The sequence below is a fragment of the Bacillus sp. EB V-12 genome (genome assembly GCF_056158125.1).
In genome coordinates, this window is the sequence record NZ_JBUXJL010000007.1 from 264,650 (window position 1) to 282,790 (window position 18,141).

The 18,141-nt window shown below is 35.7% G+C and carries 16 protein-coding genes and 4 tRNA genes; all 20 read right to left on the bottom strand.

Annotation, left to right across the window (positions count from 1 at the left end; all coding sequences use genetic code 11):
- Positions 1–36 precede the first annotated feature (36 nt).
- Complete coding sequence (locus ACZDYH_RS21615) at positions 37–915, bottom strand: radical SAM/SPASM domain-containing protein (RefSeq protein ID WP_000713633.1); 879 nt, start codon at positions 913–915, stop codon at positions 37–39.
- 219 nt (positions 916–1,134) lie between these two features.
- Positions 1,135–3,153, bottom strand: a complete 2,019-nt coding sequence (locus tag ACZDYH_RS21620) for a GAF domain-containing sensor histidine kinase (RefSeq protein ID WP_000253117.1) — start codon at positions 3,151–3,153, stop codon at positions 1,135–1,137.
- A gap of 68 nt (positions 3,154–3,221) precedes the next feature.
- The gene (gene rlmH, locus ACZDYH_RS21625) at positions 3,222–3,701 is read right to left on the bottom strand and encodes a 23S rRNA (pseudouridine(1915)-N(3))-methyltransferase RlmH (RefSeq protein ID WP_001027000.1); all 480 of its coding nucleotides are present in this window, start codon (positions 3,699–3,701) and stop codon (positions 3,222–3,224) included.
- Between the two features lie 59 nt (positions 3,702–3,760).
- Complete coding sequence (locus tag ACZDYH_RS21630) at positions 3,761–3,946, bottom strand: CxxH/CxxC protein (protein ID WP_001052827.1); 186 nt, start codon at positions 3,944–3,946, stop codon at positions 3,761–3,763.
- A gap of 53 nt (positions 3,947–3,999) precedes the next feature.
- Positions 4,000–5,175 (bottom strand): S1C family serine protease, encoded by a 1,176-nt coding sequence (locus ACZDYH_RS21635; RefSeq protein WP_000008031.1) that lies wholly within the window; start codon positions 5,173–5,175, stop codon positions 4,000–4,002.
- A 63-nt stretch (positions 5,176–5,238) separates the two neighbouring features.
- A complete protein-coding gene (locus ACZDYH_RS21640; RefSeq protein ID WP_000522837.1) occupies positions 5,239–6,033 on the bottom strand; it encodes an MBL fold metallo-hydrolase in 795 nt (264 codons plus the stop codon).
- A complete protein-coding gene (locus ACZDYH_RS21645; protein WP_000383740.1) occupies positions 6,017–6,859 on the bottom strand; it encodes a two-component system regulatory protein YycI in 843 nt (280 codons plus the stop codon). The genes ACZDYH_RS21640 and ACZDYH_RS21645 overlap by 17 nt, the downstream gene beginning before the upstream one ends.
- Positions 6,840–8,156, bottom strand: a complete 1,317-nt coding sequence (locus tag ACZDYH_RS21650; protein WP_474887151.1) for a YycH family regulatory protein — start codon at positions 8,154–8,156, stop codon at positions 6,840–6,842. Before ACZDYH_RS21650 ends, ACZDYH_RS21645 begins: the two co-directional genes overlap by 20 nt.
- A complete protein-coding gene (gene walK, locus ACZDYH_RS21655; protein WP_000755367.1) occupies positions 8,153–9,994 on the bottom strand; it encodes a cell wall metabolism sensor histidine kinase WalK in 1,842 nt (613 codons plus the stop codon). The genes ACZDYH_RS21650 and walK overlap by 4 nt, the downstream gene beginning before the upstream one ends.
- Before the next feature lie 3 nt (positions 9,995–9,997).
- On the bottom strand, positions 9,998–10,705 hold the full coding sequence (gene walR / locus ACZDYH_RS21660; protein ID WP_000971865.1) for a cell wall metabolism DNA-binding response regulator WalR: 708 nt from the start codon (positions 10,703–10,705) through the stop codon (positions 9,998–10,000).
- A gap of 281 nt (positions 10,706–10,986) precedes the next feature.
- Positions 10,987–11,059, bottom strand: a tRNA-Phe gene (locus ACZDYH_RS21665).
- A gap of 41 nt (positions 11,060–11,100) precedes the next feature.
- A tRNA-Asp gene (locus ACZDYH_RS21670) sits at positions 11,101–11,176 on the bottom strand.
- 21 nt (positions 11,177–11,197) lie between these two features.
- Positions 11,198–11,269, bottom strand: a tRNA-Glu gene (locus tag ACZDYH_RS21675).
- Positions 11,270–11,282: 13 nt separating this feature from the next.
- Positions 11,283–11,358 (bottom strand) — tRNA-Lys (locus tag ACZDYH_RS21680).
- 141 nt (positions 11,359–11,499) lie between these two features.
- Complete coding sequence (locus ACZDYH_RS21685; protein ID WP_000100238.1) at positions 11,500–12,789, bottom strand: adenylosuccinate synthase; 1,290 nt, start codon at positions 12,787–12,789, stop codon at positions 11,500–11,502.
- A 216-nt stretch (positions 12,790–13,005) separates the two neighbouring features.
- The gene (gene dnaB, locus ACZDYH_RS21690) at positions 13,006–14,367 is read right to left on the bottom strand and encodes a replicative DNA helicase (protein ID WP_001286148.1); all 1,362 of its coding nucleotides are present in this window, start codon (positions 14,365–14,367) and stop codon (positions 13,006–13,008) included.
- Positions 14,368–14,394: 27 nt separating this feature from the next.
- The gene (gene rplI / locus ACZDYH_RS21695; RefSeq protein ID WP_000864228.1) at positions 14,395–14,841 is read right to left on the bottom strand and encodes a 50S ribosomal protein L9; all 447 of its coding nucleotides are present in this window, start codon (positions 14,839–14,841) and stop codon (positions 14,395–14,397) included.
- Positions 14,838–16,811 carry a DHH family phosphoesterase gene (locus ACZDYH_RS21700; protein WP_001113778.1) on the bottom strand — a complete coding sequence of 658 codons (1,974 nt, stop codon included), beginning with the start codon at positions 16,809–16,811 and terminating at the stop codon, positions 14,838–14,840. The genes rplI and ACZDYH_RS21700 overlap by 4 nt, the downstream gene beginning before the upstream one ends.
- A gap of 78 nt (positions 16,812–16,889) precedes the next feature.
- Positions 16,890–17,825: a YybS family protein gene (locus ACZDYH_RS21705; protein ID WP_000814840.1), complete on the bottom strand. Its 936-nt coding sequence runs from the start codon at positions 17,823–17,825 to the stop codon at positions 16,890–16,892.
- 79 nt (positions 17,826–17,904) lie between these two features.
- The gene (gene rpsR, locus ACZDYH_RS21710) at positions 17,905–18,138 is read right to left on the bottom strand and encodes a 30S ribosomal protein S18 (protein ID WP_000918873.1); all 234 of its coding nucleotides are present in this window, start codon (positions 18,136–18,138) and stop codon (positions 17,905–17,907) included.
- Positions 18,139–18,141: the final 3 nt, after the last annotated feature.

The following is an 18,141-nucleotide window of genomic DNA, read 5'->3' on the forward strand; positions in this document are numbered from 1 at the left end:
AATAAGCCCTCGCTTTAATGAGGGCTTATTTCATATTTACTTCCCAAACCGTTTGCGATATCCACATTTCCTGCAAAGTTCTTCAACCGCAACTCTTTTCGAAAATCCATCGACAATGTTTGTTGCTCTTTCACCTTCAATAATGTTAGAAAATGAATCATTATTAATATTCCCAAGGTTAATAATCCCTTCACCATCTAAACAACAAGGAATAACTGTTCCATTCGCTAAAATACCCGCTTGATTACGAAGTCCATGACAGAATCCTTTCCCATCATCCTCTTCCTCATGTAATGCTGGCCACTGGAATTCATAGTCTTGATTAATAAAGACACGTTCTGCAATTTTTATACCTTTTCCTGGTGTAAGCTTCTCTTCAATTTGATAAGATAGATCAAATTCATTTTCAATTATAGATAATAACTCTCTATTTTTCTGGATTTCAGCATTTGTTTTATTATCCTGAGTTAAATTCCATAACCTTAACGATACAATTAAATCTGATTGACTTGTCGCTTCCCTAATGAAGGAAAGTATACTCCTTACATAGCCCTCTTTATCTTGCGAACCTGGATGTCCATCAAAACTATGCAGTGAAAAATTCATTTGTCTTAACGCAGGCTTATTTAACAGCCTATGTCTTCTCTTATTAATTAACGTTCCGTTCGTTGTAATATTAACTTTAAACCCTTTTTCATGACTTAAGTCTAATAGTTGATCTATTTTCGGATGGAGCAACGGCTCACCCTTCACGTGCAAATAAATGTAGTCTGTGTGAGGTTTAATTTGGTCTAATCTTTTAGCAAAATCCTCCACAGAAATGAATTGCTTCTGCCTTTCCGTCGGCGGACAAAAGCTACACGCAAGATTACATACACTCGTAATCTCCAAGTAAAACTTCTTAAACTTCTTCACCTTTAATTCCTCACTTCTCTAACTACTTATACTTTTTCCTCTTCATATTACAGCATATTTTTATGGAAATAGAAACATACTTATTTTAGGAAATCTACATACCATCTAATAATATTTAAAAGACCATCGGTAATTTTTGTCCAATGGTCTTTTTATCCTTTTATATACAAAGAATAAATTTATTTATGATACGGTTCATCGTAACTATTCTAAATAAGGTTATTTTTTATTATTTTCATAATTAAATTTAACAAAAAAGGTAGTGCCTTCCGATCCTGTTTGAATTTCTATTTTTGCATTATGGCGGGCAGCGATGGCATAACATACACCTAACCCCAATCCAGTTCCATTATCTTTGGTCGTGTAAAACGGCGTACCCAGTTTCTCTAATACTTCAGGCCTGATACCTTTTCCTTGATCCCGCACTGCAAGCACCACACAATTTTGACCTTCCTTGTAAGTGCTAATGGTTAGAACTTTCCCTGTATTCATCGCTTCTAAGCCATTACGATATAGATTCATTAATAATTGCCGTATCTCATTACGATTTAAAAGTAATTCTGGAATGTCATTTGTATCGACTTGAATATATTTATTTTGATTGTACGTATCAATCTTTATTAAAGGAATAATATCGCGGATAATTGAATTTAAATCTAACATCTGCAAATCCAATTTCCTTGTATTACCCATTGAGAGAAATTCAGTAATAATAGAATTGGCACGGTTAAGTTCTTCAATCATTAAATAAAAGTACTTATTATGTTTCTCATAGGTATTCTCTTCTTTTAATAACTGTAAAAATCCCAGTACTGTTGTCATTGGATTTCTAATTTCATGGCTGATACCTGCTGCCATTTGCCCTATTAAATCTATATTGGATAATCTTTTCAATTCCTGTTCATATTTCTTTTTTTCCGTTATGTTTTTAAAAATACAACAAATACCATCATCATATGGGTATGCAATAACTTCGTGCCAATATTCATCTGCAGTAGAAAGAAATTCGAAATGAACTGTAGTTCGCTCTGACATCGCACGATGAAATTCCTTATACATAACTGTGTCAATTTCACTCGGGAAAACATTCCATATATTCTTTCCTAATACATCTTTTGCTGTTTTTCTTTGCGGAAAATATTGGTACTTATTTACGTACGTAAATTCCCATTTATTATTTAAAATAAAAAATCCATCCGTAATACATTCAATCACACTTGTAACTTTTTCATTAGCAGCAGCTAACTCTCTCGTTCGCTCTTCCACTATGCTCTCTAGTTGATCCATATACAACAAATTCGAAAACGTAGGGGCTGTGGCATCAACGATAGATTTTGCTAGTTGAAGTTGGGAATCATCATAATTGTGAGCTTTTCCTTCTTTGCCAACGACGATTACCCCTAATACTTCTCCCATTGAAACCAATGGAATCATCAATAGACCCTTACTATCTATATTTTTTGTTTGAATAACCTCTTGGATCTTGGCTTCATAGCTTTTCTCTGTCCAATCCGCTTCTGTCCAATGACAGTCCTTACTTAATTTCGTTGTTTTAATTGTTGTTTTATCTAGCGGATCTAGAAGATGAGCAGTCATATTTTTACTCTCTAAAATCTGTTCTAGGTAAAAAAAGCATTTATCAAAACTCTCCTGTATCGAGGAACACATCGATAAATCACGTGTAACATTTAGTAACAGTTGTTTCTCAGCAATAAGGTTTTCCTTTTGTTTTAAATTATTTGCGTTTTGAATTGCAACCGCAGCCATATTTACATAAGCTTCAACACTTTGAATTTCTGAATCTGTTAAGTTCATCGGAATTCCATAATCAAATAAAAAAACTAGACCAAATAACTCTTGCCCAAATGAGATAGGCAGAGCTAATAAGGACTTAATTTTGAATGCATTAACCGGTCTCGGATCTGGTCGATGATCCTTTGAGGTATCAGGAATATAGATGGTTCTTTTCGTTTCAATAACTTCTTTTGCCAGTAAGTCTATTTCAGGATCAATTACTTGAGTATCGAGCGTTACACCATTTATAGTCTCTGGTTTTCCTGCAAACCCTCTAAATGTTCCATCTTCCTGGGGTAAATAAATTCCAACAGCATCGCACCTAACAATCTCCTCTGATATCGCCATTGTCACACGCTGCAATACGTCACGTAGTTCTAATTTCGTATTTATTATTTTTGTTATATTCGCGAGCCTAGAATATCTCGTCTGATCACTTACCATTCACATAGCCTCCAGTTATAGGCATAATAAAATAAATATGATAATATCAGTGTTTTATATAGAATACATTACTTATGATACGGTTCCCCACGATTAATCCGAAACGCTCTATACACTTGCTCAAGCAACACTAATCGCATTAATTGGTGTGGTAATGTCATCTTTGAAAAAGAAAGTGATTCATTTGAACGCTTCATCACTTCTGAGCTTAGTCCAAGTGATCCACCAATTACAAATGCGACTTTACTCTTTCCGTATGTAGCAAGGCGATCTAGACTTATCGCGAATTCTTCTGATGACTTTTGCTTTCCTTCTATAGCTAATGCAATCACATGCGTGTCATCAGAAATTTTATCCAGTATACGTATACCTTCTTTTTCCTTTACAATTAACATTTCTGCTTCACTTAAATTTTCTGGCGCCTTTTCATCAGGCAATTCAATTACTTCTACTTTTGCGTATGCAGATAATCGTTTTAAGTATTCTGCTATACCTTGTTTCAAATATTTTTCTTTTAATTTCCCAATTGAAATAATCGAGATATTCACACGTATCCTCCACCTTACAAACATGTTATCCACAAAACTTATCCACATATCCACAAATACTACCCACATATTGTGTGAGAATCTGTGTTCGATACAACATATGTCGCCTCATTTTGACAAAATTCACATGTTTTTTTCTCTTTTTCCGAGTTATCCACATTGTTGATAACTGGCGCAACTTCACACTCATCCACAATAATATCTAACGCTAATTCAACATGCTCTAAACAACAAGGTAAATTCATTTTCTTCACCTCACTTTTCTACAATAGAAAACAGGAGGTAGGCCCTCCTGTTTTTAATACTTTTGAATGCCTAATTTCACTGTTGTTGTTACTCTTTTTGTGCCACGATAAAACGTAAGAGTCATTTTATCATTAATTTCCTTATCATATAAGGCCGTACGGAATCCAATAATATCGCGAATCGGTTTTCCATCTACCGCCACAATAACATCATGTTCTCTTAAACCAGCATCCGCACCTGGCGAAGGACTTTTCACATCCAAAATACAAACTCCCTCTGTTACAGTACCTGGTAAATGTAATGTTTTTGACCAATAATAGTTTGGAATTTCATTTAATGACCTAAGTTCAATCCCAACATATGGTCTTCTTACTTTTCCATACTTCTCAAGTTCATTCATAATCGGAACAGCTCTAGTCACCGGAATAGCAAGGCCGATTCCTTCTACTTCTTTTGCAGCAATTTTCATTGAATTAATACCAATTAATTGTCCTGCTGCATTTACAAGCGCACCGCCACTATTCCCCGGATTAATTGCTGCATCTGTTTGTAACACTTCTACTTGCCAATCATAATGTCCATCTTGATCTAAATCTACAGGGACAATACGTTCATTAGCTGAAATAATACCTTGTGTAACTGTTCCAGAAAATTGCAGTCCAAGTGGGTTTCCAATCGCAATAACTGGCTCTCCTCTGCGAACAGTATTAGAATCGCCAATTTCAATTATTTTTTTCACATGCTTTGCATCTATTTCTAATACAGCTAAGTCTGTGACTACATCGGTTCCTAATACTTTTCCAGGAACCTTCTTACCGTCACTTAGACTTACTTCAATACGATTCGCTCCAGCTACAACATGATTATTCGTTACAATATAAGCTTGACCATCTGTCTTTTTATAAATTACTCCTGATCCTGTACCGGCCTCTGAATCTGCCTCTGAAAAGTTATCTCGTTGAATGTTAATAACACCCACAACAGCTTCAGATGCACGATCAACAGCATCTACAAAGCTAATCTGTTTAATCCCTTGAGCTTCGGCCATATTACTTCCGCTTGCTTCAGCTTGCGGAAGCGTATCAGCAGAATTTGAAAATAAAGGCGCTCCAAACGCGAATAAAGAAGCTCCTACAATTGTTCCCGCTATACTAGAAAGAACTATACCTTTGTGCTTCTTTTTTCCTGCACGTTTCATACGATAATTTTCTTCATCAATAAAGGACATATTTGTTCACCTATCTTCCTGAAAACAACTATATTCACCTTTATTGTTTACTAAAATGAAGAATTATACGTATTGAATTTTTGTAGGCATTTTTGGATCTGTATCGTGAATTTCAAAGGATTCACCCACTCCAAATCCTTTTTCCTCTAGTACTTGTGATACTGACATACGCGCTAGTTCTTTCATGTTATTATCTAAGCTTAAATGGGCTAAATAAATATGCTTTGTCTCATCTGTAATTACATCTGCCATCGCTAATGCAGCATCCTCATTACAAACATGCCCAACGTCACTTAAAATACGTCGTTTAATGCTCCATGGATAACGTCCCATACGAAGCATTTCTACATCATGATTACTTTCAAATACGAAAGCATTAGCTCCCTTAATAACGCCTTTCATACGGTCACTTACGTATCCCGTATCTGTAATAAGCGCTAACTTCCTATTATTGTTATGGAAAGCATAAAACATCGGTTCTGCCGCATCATGAGAAACTCCAAATGACTCGACTTCAATATCACCAAAGGTTTTCACATCACCAACTGAGAAAATAAACTTTTGTTCAGTTGGGATATTTCCTATTAAATGTTCCATTGCATTCCATGTTTTCTCATTCGCATAAACAGGTAAATCATATTTACGTGCCAGTACACCTAATCCTTTAATATGATCACTATGCTCATGCGTTACAAGAATACCTGATACATCATTTATATTCAGTTCTGCTTGTTTAAATAAAGCCTCTGTTGCTTTACCACTTAAACCTGCGTCGACTAGTAATTTTTTTTCATCGGTTCCTACGTATAGCATATTTCCTGTACTTCCACTTGCAAGTACGCTAAAATGCAACCCCATTCTTTCTCACTCCAGTATGTTCATCAACCACTTGATTTTCCTTTTCTCCTAATTCCATAACTTGTCCTTCAATTGCATTCACAAAGAAGTCCTGCTTCTGCTCCGTTTTCAAATTCCACGTTGGAGCCAGTACTTGGTTATTAGAAGTAGATGCGGTAAGAGTGGCATAACCAATTTGCGCTTCTTTAACATGCGTATTTCCATGAATTTTATTTTTTAAATACAAATTTTCTAAAGCTGTTTGAGCCGTAATAATTTCTTGCTCTTTCGTTTTTTCACCTTCGCCCATTTCTTTTAAATCAGTTAGCATTGTCTGCGTATATGAAACAAGTTCATTTTTTTCATTTAATTCCACAACAATCATCGCCTGATTATTATAGAAAATAGGCTTATCTTTATATTTTTGGAAGAAATAAATTTTAGAGTCTTTCACCGCTCCAAATTCATACTTTTGTCCATCCAATACATAGTTCTTCAAAAATTCATTATACTTATCTTTTGATAATGATTTCGTATTTAAAAAAGGCTCTTTTAGCTTACTTTCTATCTTGTACATATTTTGTATATGCACTGTTTGATTTTTCAAAGACTGTATATCTTCTTCTTTAAAAGCTTTATTTTCCGCTCTAATAAATGACTCTTTTTTCGGTTCTTTAGGGATATTTCCCATCGTAATTTTGTTTGCTTTTAATTCTTGATCTATCTTTGTTTCTGCAATAAGCTCCAATTGATTACTATCTTGCTTTTGAATGAATTGGAAAATGAGAAAGAGGTCCAAAACAAAAAAGGTCACAATAAATATGGTTTTAATCCGATCCCAATCCATTTAGTCCTCCCTCACTCCACTCATAGATTTTCTGTTTACCTGTTTCATCTTCAACAAGCTTTACATACCAAATTGGTTGTAATCGAACTACTTGTCCATCTAGTGATAACTTGTATCCAATACCAATATCCTTAATTACTTGTTTCTTTATCTCTGGATTATTTTCTAGAGATGCTATTACAACATGCCCTGACGGAAGAGTAACCTTCTGTTCTATACCTTTAGTATTTAAAGACAGCAACGGTCTTTCATATTCCATTACTTCTTCTGATCCCCATATTTGTCTCAATTCAGCTAACCCATCTTCATTGAATACTGAATATCCATCTTCATTTAAACGAAATACTGTCTCTCCTTTATTCATATAGTCCAAACGATATGAATCCAAACTTCCACTGTGACCACTTACGAATTCAAAGCTTTTTTGTAAAAGCATTAAATTATCTATCGTTTTCTCAGTTAAGACAGAAGAGTTTTTATACTTTAGCATGTGACGATCGTTTTCAATTTCCATGGATCTAATACCATCTGTAAATGTTTCTTTCGACATCTCGGTAATCGGACTTAAATAACGAGGATCACTAAACAGAGCATTCTTAAACGTATCAACTGCTAAATTAGATGAAATATATGTTATATTGTTTAACTCTGTCGTTCCATCTGGTAAAAATAACTTTTTCATATCATTAAGTTGATAATCAAAATAAGGCTTTGCTGATACTATAAATTGATTTTGGGCATTTACAATATCTTTTAAATACACGCCACTTAATTTTGCCTCGTATATTTTAAAGTTATCACCATCAGAAACAAAGTTAATTTTAATTTCTTGATCCTTACTTCGAGAAGGATCGAGGAGAATACGATTAAAATGTTTAGGCTTATCTGTACTCTTCTCTTTCATGTTAAACATGGATTTTACTGCATTAAATGGGATATCGGTAGGAAAAACAAGTTCAACTTTCCCTTCACCATGCACATATGAAAGGAAATCACCCTTAGTGATTGATATCTCTTTAAAATCATGTAGTTCCCCTACTTCCAGAGGCTTATAGATTGATTCTATATCTGCCTCTCTTCTGCTCCCATAATGATTTTTATCTTTATGCACGATGATAGAAGTAGGACGGACAACATCGGAAATTTTAGTTTGGTTCATTCCTTCATTTCCCTGCACAAATTTCGCGTTTTGCATGGATGTAGAATCTGGCACATACGTCCATAGGTTAAAAGTAAGAAATAGGCTAATTACAACTAGGTTAATTAAAACTATTGTTTTAAAGTTTTCCATACTCATTCCCAATCGTCCTCTTCATCTGCTGCCATTGGTAACGTGAAATAAATAGTTGTCCCTTTTCCTTCTTCACTCTTCGCCCAAATAGAGCCACCATGTGCCTCAATCATTTCTTTTGCAATTGCTAATCCAAGCCCAGTACCACCCATTTGTCTTGAACGAGCTTTATCTACGCGATAAAAACGTTCAAAGATTTTATCAACGTTTTCTTTTGGAATACCCATTCCTTGGTCACTTACACTAATTTCTAATAAATCACCGCGATCACGTAAACGATATGTTACTGTTCCACCTTCTGGTGAATACTTTAATGCGTTAGAAATAATGTTATACAGCACTTGAGTAATTTTGTCAGTATCCATATCAATAAATCTAGATTTCTTAGAGAAAGATCGTTTGAAACTTACATTTTGCTCTTTAGACATTTCAAAGCGATCAATAATATTATTAAAGAAATCAGTAAAGTCGACCCATTCTTTCATTAAACGATGCTCTGTACTATCAAGTTTAGATAGCTGTAACAACGCATTTACAAGTCTAATCATTCTTTCTGTTTCTTCTTGTGTAACCGTTAAAAATTGTGGTGCAATATTTGGATCCTGCCATGCTCCATCTGTAAGTGCCTCTAAATAACTGCGCATCGTCGTTAATGGCGTCCTTAATTCATGAGAGACATTCGCCACAAACTCACGGCGTTCCCTTTCTATACGCTCCTGCTCTGTTACATCATATAGTACAGCAATTAAGCCATTTGCCTTCCCTGTTTCTTTTTGAATAACAGAGAAACTAGCACGTAAAATATATGGTTCGTTTCTCGTACTAAAATCTAATAAAACAGAATCTGGCTCTTCATATAAATGATCGAGCGTAAATTCTTCCTGTATTCCTAATACCTCTAAAACAGATTGATCGAGCGCTGTTTCACGAGAAACATTTAACATCTTTTCCGCAGGGTCATTTAGTAAAATAATATCCCCTTTTCGGTCAGTAGCAATTACTCCATCTGTCATATGTGATAAAACAGATGATAATTTACGCCTTTCACTTTCTGTAGAAGAACGAGCTTGTTGTAATTTTTTTGATAAATTATTGAAGGATAATGCCAGTTGTCCAATTTCATCATGGCTATGCACTTTTACTTTTCTCGAATAATTTCCTTTTGCCATTTCGATTGCTTGTCTCCGCATATCTGAAATTGGTCTTGTAATTGTTTGAGCCAATAAAATCCCAAGTACGGCCGTTACTAATAAAGCAATTACTGTTCCCGTAGCAAAAATTTGATTTATATCCTTCATTTGTTTATATACATCTTCCATAGATGCCACAATGTAAATAACACCAAGCGCATCCTTACCGTTATCATCTAGAATCGGAGTAAGCATAACTTGAACACGATGACCTGTACTACCATCCTTCTCAATTTTCACTTCCGGCTTTTTTTGTACTAACACTCGCTGAACAGCTATATCAGTTGATGTTCGATTCACCTTATTCTGCTTTGATTCATCTGAAATAGCCAGTAACTTTCTGTGCGAATCAAATACACTTACCTCTTGTATAACTTTCTTCTGATCAGAGGCAAATTTTCGAATTGAAGTTTTAATCGTTTCATCTGTTGACTCTGTTTCTGCTTTTGTATAACTTTTTTTAAACTCTTGCTTCAAATTATATGATAATAAGTTTGTTTGCTGCGTTAAAGAATCCCTAAAACCTTGTACTAAGCTCTTCTCTAATTCCCTTACGAAATATACTCCAATAACTTGCATCGCTATTAATATTAATAGCATATATATAAGCACAAATTTTAAATGAATAGATTGAAAAAAACCAACTTTCTTCATATACTATTCCTGCTCTGGGTCACGCAAGTAATACCCTACTCCACGTCTAGTTACAATTAAAGTAGGATGGCTTGGATTATCTTCAATTTTTTCACGCAAACGACGTACTGTAACGTCTACTGTGCGCACATCTCCAAAATAGTCATAACCCCAAACTGTTTGTAATAAATGTTCGCGTGTCATAACTTGTCCTAAATGTTTCGCTAAATAATGTAGCAACTCAAATTCACGATGTGTAAGCTCGATATTTTCCTCACGCTTCGTTACACTATATGCATTTGGATTAATCACAATTGGTCCAATAACCATTTCTGTATTTTCTTCTTTTTCCGCAGCACCACCTTGTTGATGGCGGCGTAAATTCGCCTTCACACGAGCAAGTAATTCCCTTGTACTAAATGGCTTCGTTACATAATCATCTGCCCCAAGCTCAAGCCCTAATACTTTATCAATCTCAGAATCCTTTGCTGTAAGCATAATAATCGGCATTTCTGAGCTTTTACGTATTTCACGGCAAACCTCTAAGCCATCTTTACCTGGTAGCATAATATCTAATAAAACCATATCTGGTTGCTCTTCATTAGCCTTTTCAATTGCTTCATCACCATCATGCGCCATTACTATTTCAAAACCTTCTTTTTCTAGGTTAAACTTCAAAATATCTGCAATCGGCTTTTCATCATCAACTACTAAAATTTTCTTTCCCATCATCGTCTATTTCCTCCTTATAAAAATATGGTCAATAATCCCTAAACATATTGATGTTTACATAGTATGTCCTATATGACCGCATCCTTTGTTTAAGTATTTTCTCCTCTATTCTCATAGACTCATGTATGATCCACTTTTACACGGCATCCTATACGATCTATAGAAAAACCTCTAGCTTCAACTGCTAGAGGCTCCTCGTTCTATTTTAAAATAACTACTCAGTTTTGTAAAATTACATAAATAAAAAGGATATTAAGTGGGCCCACTTAATATCCTGAGAGTGGCTCGGGACGGAATCGAACCGCCGACACGAGGATTTTCAGTCCTCTGCTCTACCGACTGAGCTACCGAGCCAAAACTATATATAAAACCACTAATGGTGGTATAAACAAAAGTGGCGGTCCCGACCGGGGTCGAACCGGCGATCTCCTGCGTGACAGGCAGGCATGTTAACCACTACACCACGGGACCAAAAATAAGCAAAAAAAAACATGACCCGTACGGGATTCGAACCCGTGTTACCGCCGTGAAAGGGCGGTGTCTTAACCACTTGACCAACGGGCCACGAAAAATAAAATGGTGAGCCATGAAGGACTCGAACCTTCGACCCTCTGATTAAAAGTCAGATGCTCTACCAACTGAGCTAATGGCTCATACTCACCAACGTCATATTTTCGTGACGACAAGATGTATCATAACATGTATTATGTATTTATTGCAATACTTTTTTTGTTTTTTTATAAAAGAATAAGAAAAAACTCATGCAGACATGAGTTTTTTCTAAAAAATGTTAATTAAGCTTCGTATACGTTACGAACAATATTTGTTTGGTTACGATCTGGTCCAACTGAGAACATAGATATTTGAATTCCTGTTAACTCAGAAACACGTTCTACGTATTTTCGTGCATTTTCAGGAAGTTCATCTAATGATTTTACACCAGTAATATCTTCTTCCCAACCTGGAAGCTCTTCATATACAGGCTCACATTTCGCTAAAATGTTTAAGTTAGCTGGAACTTCATCAATAACTTCGCCATTGTATTTGTAAGCTACACAAATTTTAAGAGTTGGAATACCTGTTAAAACGTCGATAGAATTTAATGATAGATCCGTTAAACCACTAACACGACGTGCATGTCTTACAACAACGCTATCGAACCAACCTACGCGGCGTGGACGACCAGTTGTCGTTCCATACTCGCGACCAACTTCACGAATTTGATGACCAATTTCATCATGAAGCTCAGTAGGGAATGGACCATCACCAACGCGGCTTGTATATGCTTTACATACACCTACAACGCGAGTAACTTTCGCAGGACCAACTCCAGTTCCAACTGTTACACCGCCAGCAATTGGGTTAGAAGATGTAACGAACGGGTACGTACCGTGGTCAATATCAAGCATAACACCTTGCGCACCTTCAAATAATACACGGTGATTATTATCTAATGCATCATTTAATACAACAGACGTATCACATACATATTGCGCGATTTGTTGCCCGTACTCGAAGTACTCTTCAAAAATTTCTTCTACAGTGAAACCTTCTGTATCGTACATTTTTTCAAATAAACGATTTTTTTCTACTAAATTGCGCTCAAGCTTCTCTTTAAATGCTTCACGGTCTAAAAGATCAGCCATACGAATACCAATACGAGCAGCTTTATCCATATATGCAGGACCGATACCTTTTTTCGTTGTACCGATTTTGTTATCACCTTTACTTGCTTCTTCTAACTCATCTTGTTTTAAGTGGTAAGGTAAAATAACATGTGCACGGTTACTTACACGTAAATTATCAGTACTTACACCACGATCGTGTAAGTATTTTAACTCTTCAAGTAATGCTTTTGGATCTACTACTAATCCGTTTCCGATTACACAAATTTTCTCTTTATAGAAAATACCAGATGGAATTAAGTGTAATTTATATTTAACTCCGCCGAAAACAATTGTATGTCCCGCGTTATTTCCACCTTGATATCTTGCAACTACTTCCGCATGCTCAGAAAGAAAATCAGTGATTTTACCTTTTCCTTCGTCGCCCCATTGTGTTCCTACAACTACTACTGAAGACATTATTAAAGCACCTCCGCAATTTTCAAACGATCTATTCAAACAATATAATTGTACCAAAACCGAAAGAGAAGTCAACCGAAAAGCGAACATTTTTTCACAAAAAAACATTTTCGTTCGTAAGAATTATATATTTAACTTATGAAAGCCTTATCTTTCTTATAAAAAAAAAAGAAACACATCTTATTATAAGAAATGTGTTTCTTTTTTATACTGCCTTTATGCCGGTGGAGCATGTCCATCCTCAAAACGACGTTCTAAGTTAACGAACTTATTGAACTCTTTGACGAATGCAAGTTCCACTGAACCAACTGGACCGTTACGTTGTTTTGCAATAATAATTTCAATTGTATTTTTGTTTTCTGTTTCTCGATCATAGTAGTCTTCACGATATAGGAAAGCTACAATATCAGCATCCTGCTCAATACTTCCAGATTCACGAATATCAGACATCATCGGGCGTTTATCTTGACGCGATTCTACACCACGAGATAACTGTGATAAAGCAATAACAGGCACTTGCAATTCACGCGCAATCCCTTTTAAGGTACGAGAAATCTCAGATACTTCCTGCTGACGGTTTTCTCCTGATTTCCCACTTCCTTGAATAAGCTGCAAATAGTCAATCAAAATCATACCAAGACCTTGTTCTTGCTTTAATCTACGACATTTTGCTCGAATCTCATTTACTTTAATACCTGGCGTATCATCAATATATATACCAGCATTTGAGAGACTCCCCATTGCCATTGTTAATTTTGCCCAATCATCGGAAGTTAATGAACCAGTACGAAGTCTTTGTGCATCAATATTCCCTTCTGCACAAAGCATACGCATAACAAGCTGATCAGCACCCATCTCCAAACTAAAAATCGCTACATTTTCATCCGTTTTCGTCGCTACGTTTTGTGCAATATTTAATGAAAATGCCGTTTTCCCTACTGATGGACGTGCTGCCACGATAATTAAATCATTTCGTTGGAAACCTGCTGTCATCTTATCTAATTCAGTAAACCCAGTTGGTATCCCAGTAACTTCACCCTTTTGATTATGCAAAAGTTCAATTTTGTCATAAGCATCTACAAGAACATCTTTAATGTTTTGGAATGCTTTTGCATTCGTTTGATGGGATACTTCTAATATTTTTTTCTCAGCCTCGTTTAAAAGACCATCCACATCATCTTCTCTCTCGTATCCATCCGATACAATATGAGTCGCCGTGCGAATTAAACGACGTAAAAGCGCCTTTTCAGCGATGATGCGTGCGTAATATTCTACGTTAGCTGCAGTTGGCACAACTTCTGCTAACTCTGCTAAGTAAGAAACCCCACCAACCTCTTCTAGTAATCCTTGATCAGCCATTGCTGATGTCATCATTACTAAGTCAATCGGCTCTCCCTTATCAGATAGCCCAAGCATGACTTCAAAAATCTTTTGATGCTTCGTTCGATAGAACGAATCAGGTACCAATAACTCTGATGCTGAAGTTAACGCATCTTGATCAATCAATATGGCCCCTAAAACCGCCTGCTCAGCCTCTATATTATGCGGAGGGGTACGATCAGCAAGTACATCACTCATACGCAATCCTCCTTGCTTAATTTATTTTTATTGTTCACTAACATGAACTTTTACTGTTGCTGTTACTTGTGGATGCAATTTCACAGTAACGTTTGTATAACCTAACGCGCGGATTGCATCGTCCATTTCAAATTTACGTTTATCAAGTTTAATCTTGTGTGATTTTTGCATTGCATCTACGATTTGTTTGCTTGTGATAGAACCAAATAAACGGCCACCTTCTCCAGATTTCGCCTTTAATTCTACAGTTAATTTCTCTAAAGTCTCTTTTAACTCTTTTGCATTTTCAAGCTCTGCTGCTGCATCTTTTTCTTCTTTACGCTTTTGAGCTTCTAAAGTTTTCATACTGCTATTTGTTGCTTCAGCAGCTAATCCTTGTTTTAGTAAGAAGTTATTTGCATAGCCATCTGGTACGTTTTTTACTTCTCCTTTTTTACCTTTACCTTTTACGTCTTTTAGAAAAATTACTTTCATGATTGTGTGCCTCCCTGTAAATAGTCATCAATAACAAATCGAAGCTTCTCCTCAGCTTCATCTACTGTAACATTTTTCATCTGTGTGGCTGCATTCGTCAAATGCCCGCCACCGCCTAAGTTTTCCATAATTAGCTGCACATTCACTTCACCTAAAGACCTGCTGCTAATTCCAATGAGATTCTCGCCACGTTTCGCAACAACAAATGATGCAATAATCCCTGTCATCGTTAATAACGTGTCTGCCGATTGCGCAATAAGCACTTGATCGTAGTAATCATCACTATCAACTTTAGCAATCGCAATTCCATTTTTATAAATGTACGCATTTTTTATAGCTTTTGCAACCCGTAAATACTGATCCATATCTTCCTTTAAAAGTTCTTGTACAAGTACAGTATCTGCACCATGTGAGCGTAAATAAGAAGCAGCATCAAATGTACGAGCCCCTGTCCGGAATGTGAAACTTTTCGTGTCGACAATAATACCCGCTAACAATGCCGTCGCTTCTAACATTGTCATCTTTAAATTTTTAGGTTGATACTCAAGTAATTCTGTAACCAATTCTGCCGTTGAAGAAGCATATGGTTCCATATAAACTAGCAATGGGTCTTCAATAAAATCTTCTCCACGGCGATGATGATCAATAACTACCACATTTTCAATTTTATGTAACAGTTTTTGCTCCATCACCATAGAAGGTTTATGCGTATCGACAACAACAAGTAACGACTCATCATTTGCAAATTCCATCGCTTGCTCTGGAGTAATAAAATGAGACCATAACTCCTCATTTTGTTTCACTTTGTCCATCAAACGCTTAATTCCTTTATCGGAATCATTTTCATCTAACACAATATATCCTTTACGCTCATTTAATTGAGCCACTTTTAAAATACCAATCGCAGCACCAATTGCGTCCATATCGGGAGCCCTATGCCCCATAATAATGACATTACTACTTTCTAATACTAAATCCTTTAACGCATGCGAAATGACCCTGGCACGTACACGGGTACGTTTTTCAACCGGATTTGTCTTACCTCCATAGAACTTAACTTTACCTGTCGCTTGTTTAATAGCTACTTGGTCTCCCCCGCGCCCAAGCGCAAGATCTAAACCAGATTGAGCCATTGCTCCAAGCTCTGATAAAGGTAAATCACCTGATCCGACACCCACACTTAATGTAAGTGGTATATTCCTTTTAGATGTTTCTTCACGCACCTGATCTAAAATGCTAAATTTCCCTTTCTCCATCTGCGTCAAAATACTTTCATTTAGCACAACGAAGAATCTTTCTGAAGATGCACGTTTTAAATAAGCACCATACTTAAGTGCCCATTCATTTAGTCGCGATGTCACAAGACTTGTTATATTCGTACGTAATTGATCATCTAATCCTTGTGTAACTTCATCATAATTATCCAAATAGATGACAGCTAAAACAGTCCTTTGATCCTCGTACATCTTTTCGATTTCTGTTTGTTCCGTTACATCAAAGAAATAAATTAACTTTTCTTCTTTCCTTACAAAAACGCGAAACTTTCGATTATTTAAAGAGACTATATCATCAGAAGTTTCTCCTTTAATGAAAAGAAGTAATGTTTCTGATACATCGTAAAGGTGCCATCCAGCTAATGCGTGCTGTCCCAGACATGAAGATAAATAAGGATTTGCCCAATCAATCCCATAATCCTTATTGTATAACAAAATACCAATCGGCATTTGGTTAAATGCTTCATTACTTACTTTCTTTACTCTTGTAATCATATCTGTCGTATGCTTTTCGAAATTCCTTTGAAAATTAAGTTCAAATCGTATAACGATAAAGAATACGATACAAAAAATGACAAAAGCAGCTATACCCATAATTAAATGAAAATAACAGAGAATTAAAATGAGCACAAACACAAAAAATGCCAATACATAAACAGGATATAAAAACCACTGTTTCTTATCAAATTCAGGCATGTATACAACTCCTATAAAGTAAAACTAACTTACCTTCCAGTTAGTTAAACAGATTAAAATAGTATAAGGAATATTATTTTATCCCCCTATTTTAGAACGCAATGAAATCCCTAAGTCAATTATACCTAAGATTGTCACAAGAGGAAACAGCATCGGAATAAACATGCATGCAATAAAACTAATAATAGGAACCCCTTTAGTAAAACCTTTTCTATACGCTAAAAAGGCGATAAATGTCAGACCTTGCAGTACAAGCAATAGTGCAAATATGACATTTAGGTTAGAAAATACCATATGTAAATATGATGTTGGTTCTACTTTTATAAAAGTTGCTAACAAAATAAATATAACGTAATACCAAATGATACTCTTTGGTAATTGTATATCTTTAAATTTAGGCCAAGATATAACTTCATGTTTTAACTTTTTCAAAACACTACCTGATATTATCACTGTAATCCAAGAAAAACATACTGAAACTAGCACAAGTATACTTGGAAGTAACGATTGTAATATATCATTCATTTGTGCGAGTAACTCTTTTTGTTCCTTACTAATCGGCATACCTGTAGCACTTACTATCTTTTCGCTTTTCGCCATACTTTCACTGAACATACTTTGCATTTGCTTCATTATATCTATGTTGAAAAACTTTATACTCGCAACATAAATAAGTACAAAACCAATTAAGTATGCAAGCGTCCCCGCTATTAAGATTTCGACTGGCTTTTTTCTTGTTTTATACATATATCCTAAAACAATCCCTATCAATCCAAACATAATTGTCTTCACTAAATTCAGCGGTTGACTCACAATAATAGTAACAAAAAGTGCCGCTACAAAAACCACGAGCACATTAGATAGTTTATGTCTTATCATTAATAGTATAAATGGTAACGGCAACGCAAAAGTTACAACTGTACCCAAAATCGGAACATACATAGATATAAGCAATAAAATTGCATATATAGCTAATAATGCTGCACCTTCTGTAATAAACTTTGTTTGTTTCACATTTTAACCTCTCTTTCAAAAAGAAAAGCATAGCAAAATGCACAGTAGAGTCCCACTCTACTGTGCATTTCATACGCTATTATTCACCAACATATGGTAAAAGTGCCATTTGACGAGCACGTTTAATTGCAACTGTAAGTTTGCGTTGGTATTTTGCGCTTGTTCCTGTTACACGACGAGGTAAAATTTTACCACGCTCAGAAACGAAACGTTTTAATAAATCAACATCTTTATAGTCAATGCGAGTGATGCCGTTAGCTGTGAAGAAACACACCTTACGACGTTTCGCACGTCCACCTTTGCGTCCTGCCATGTC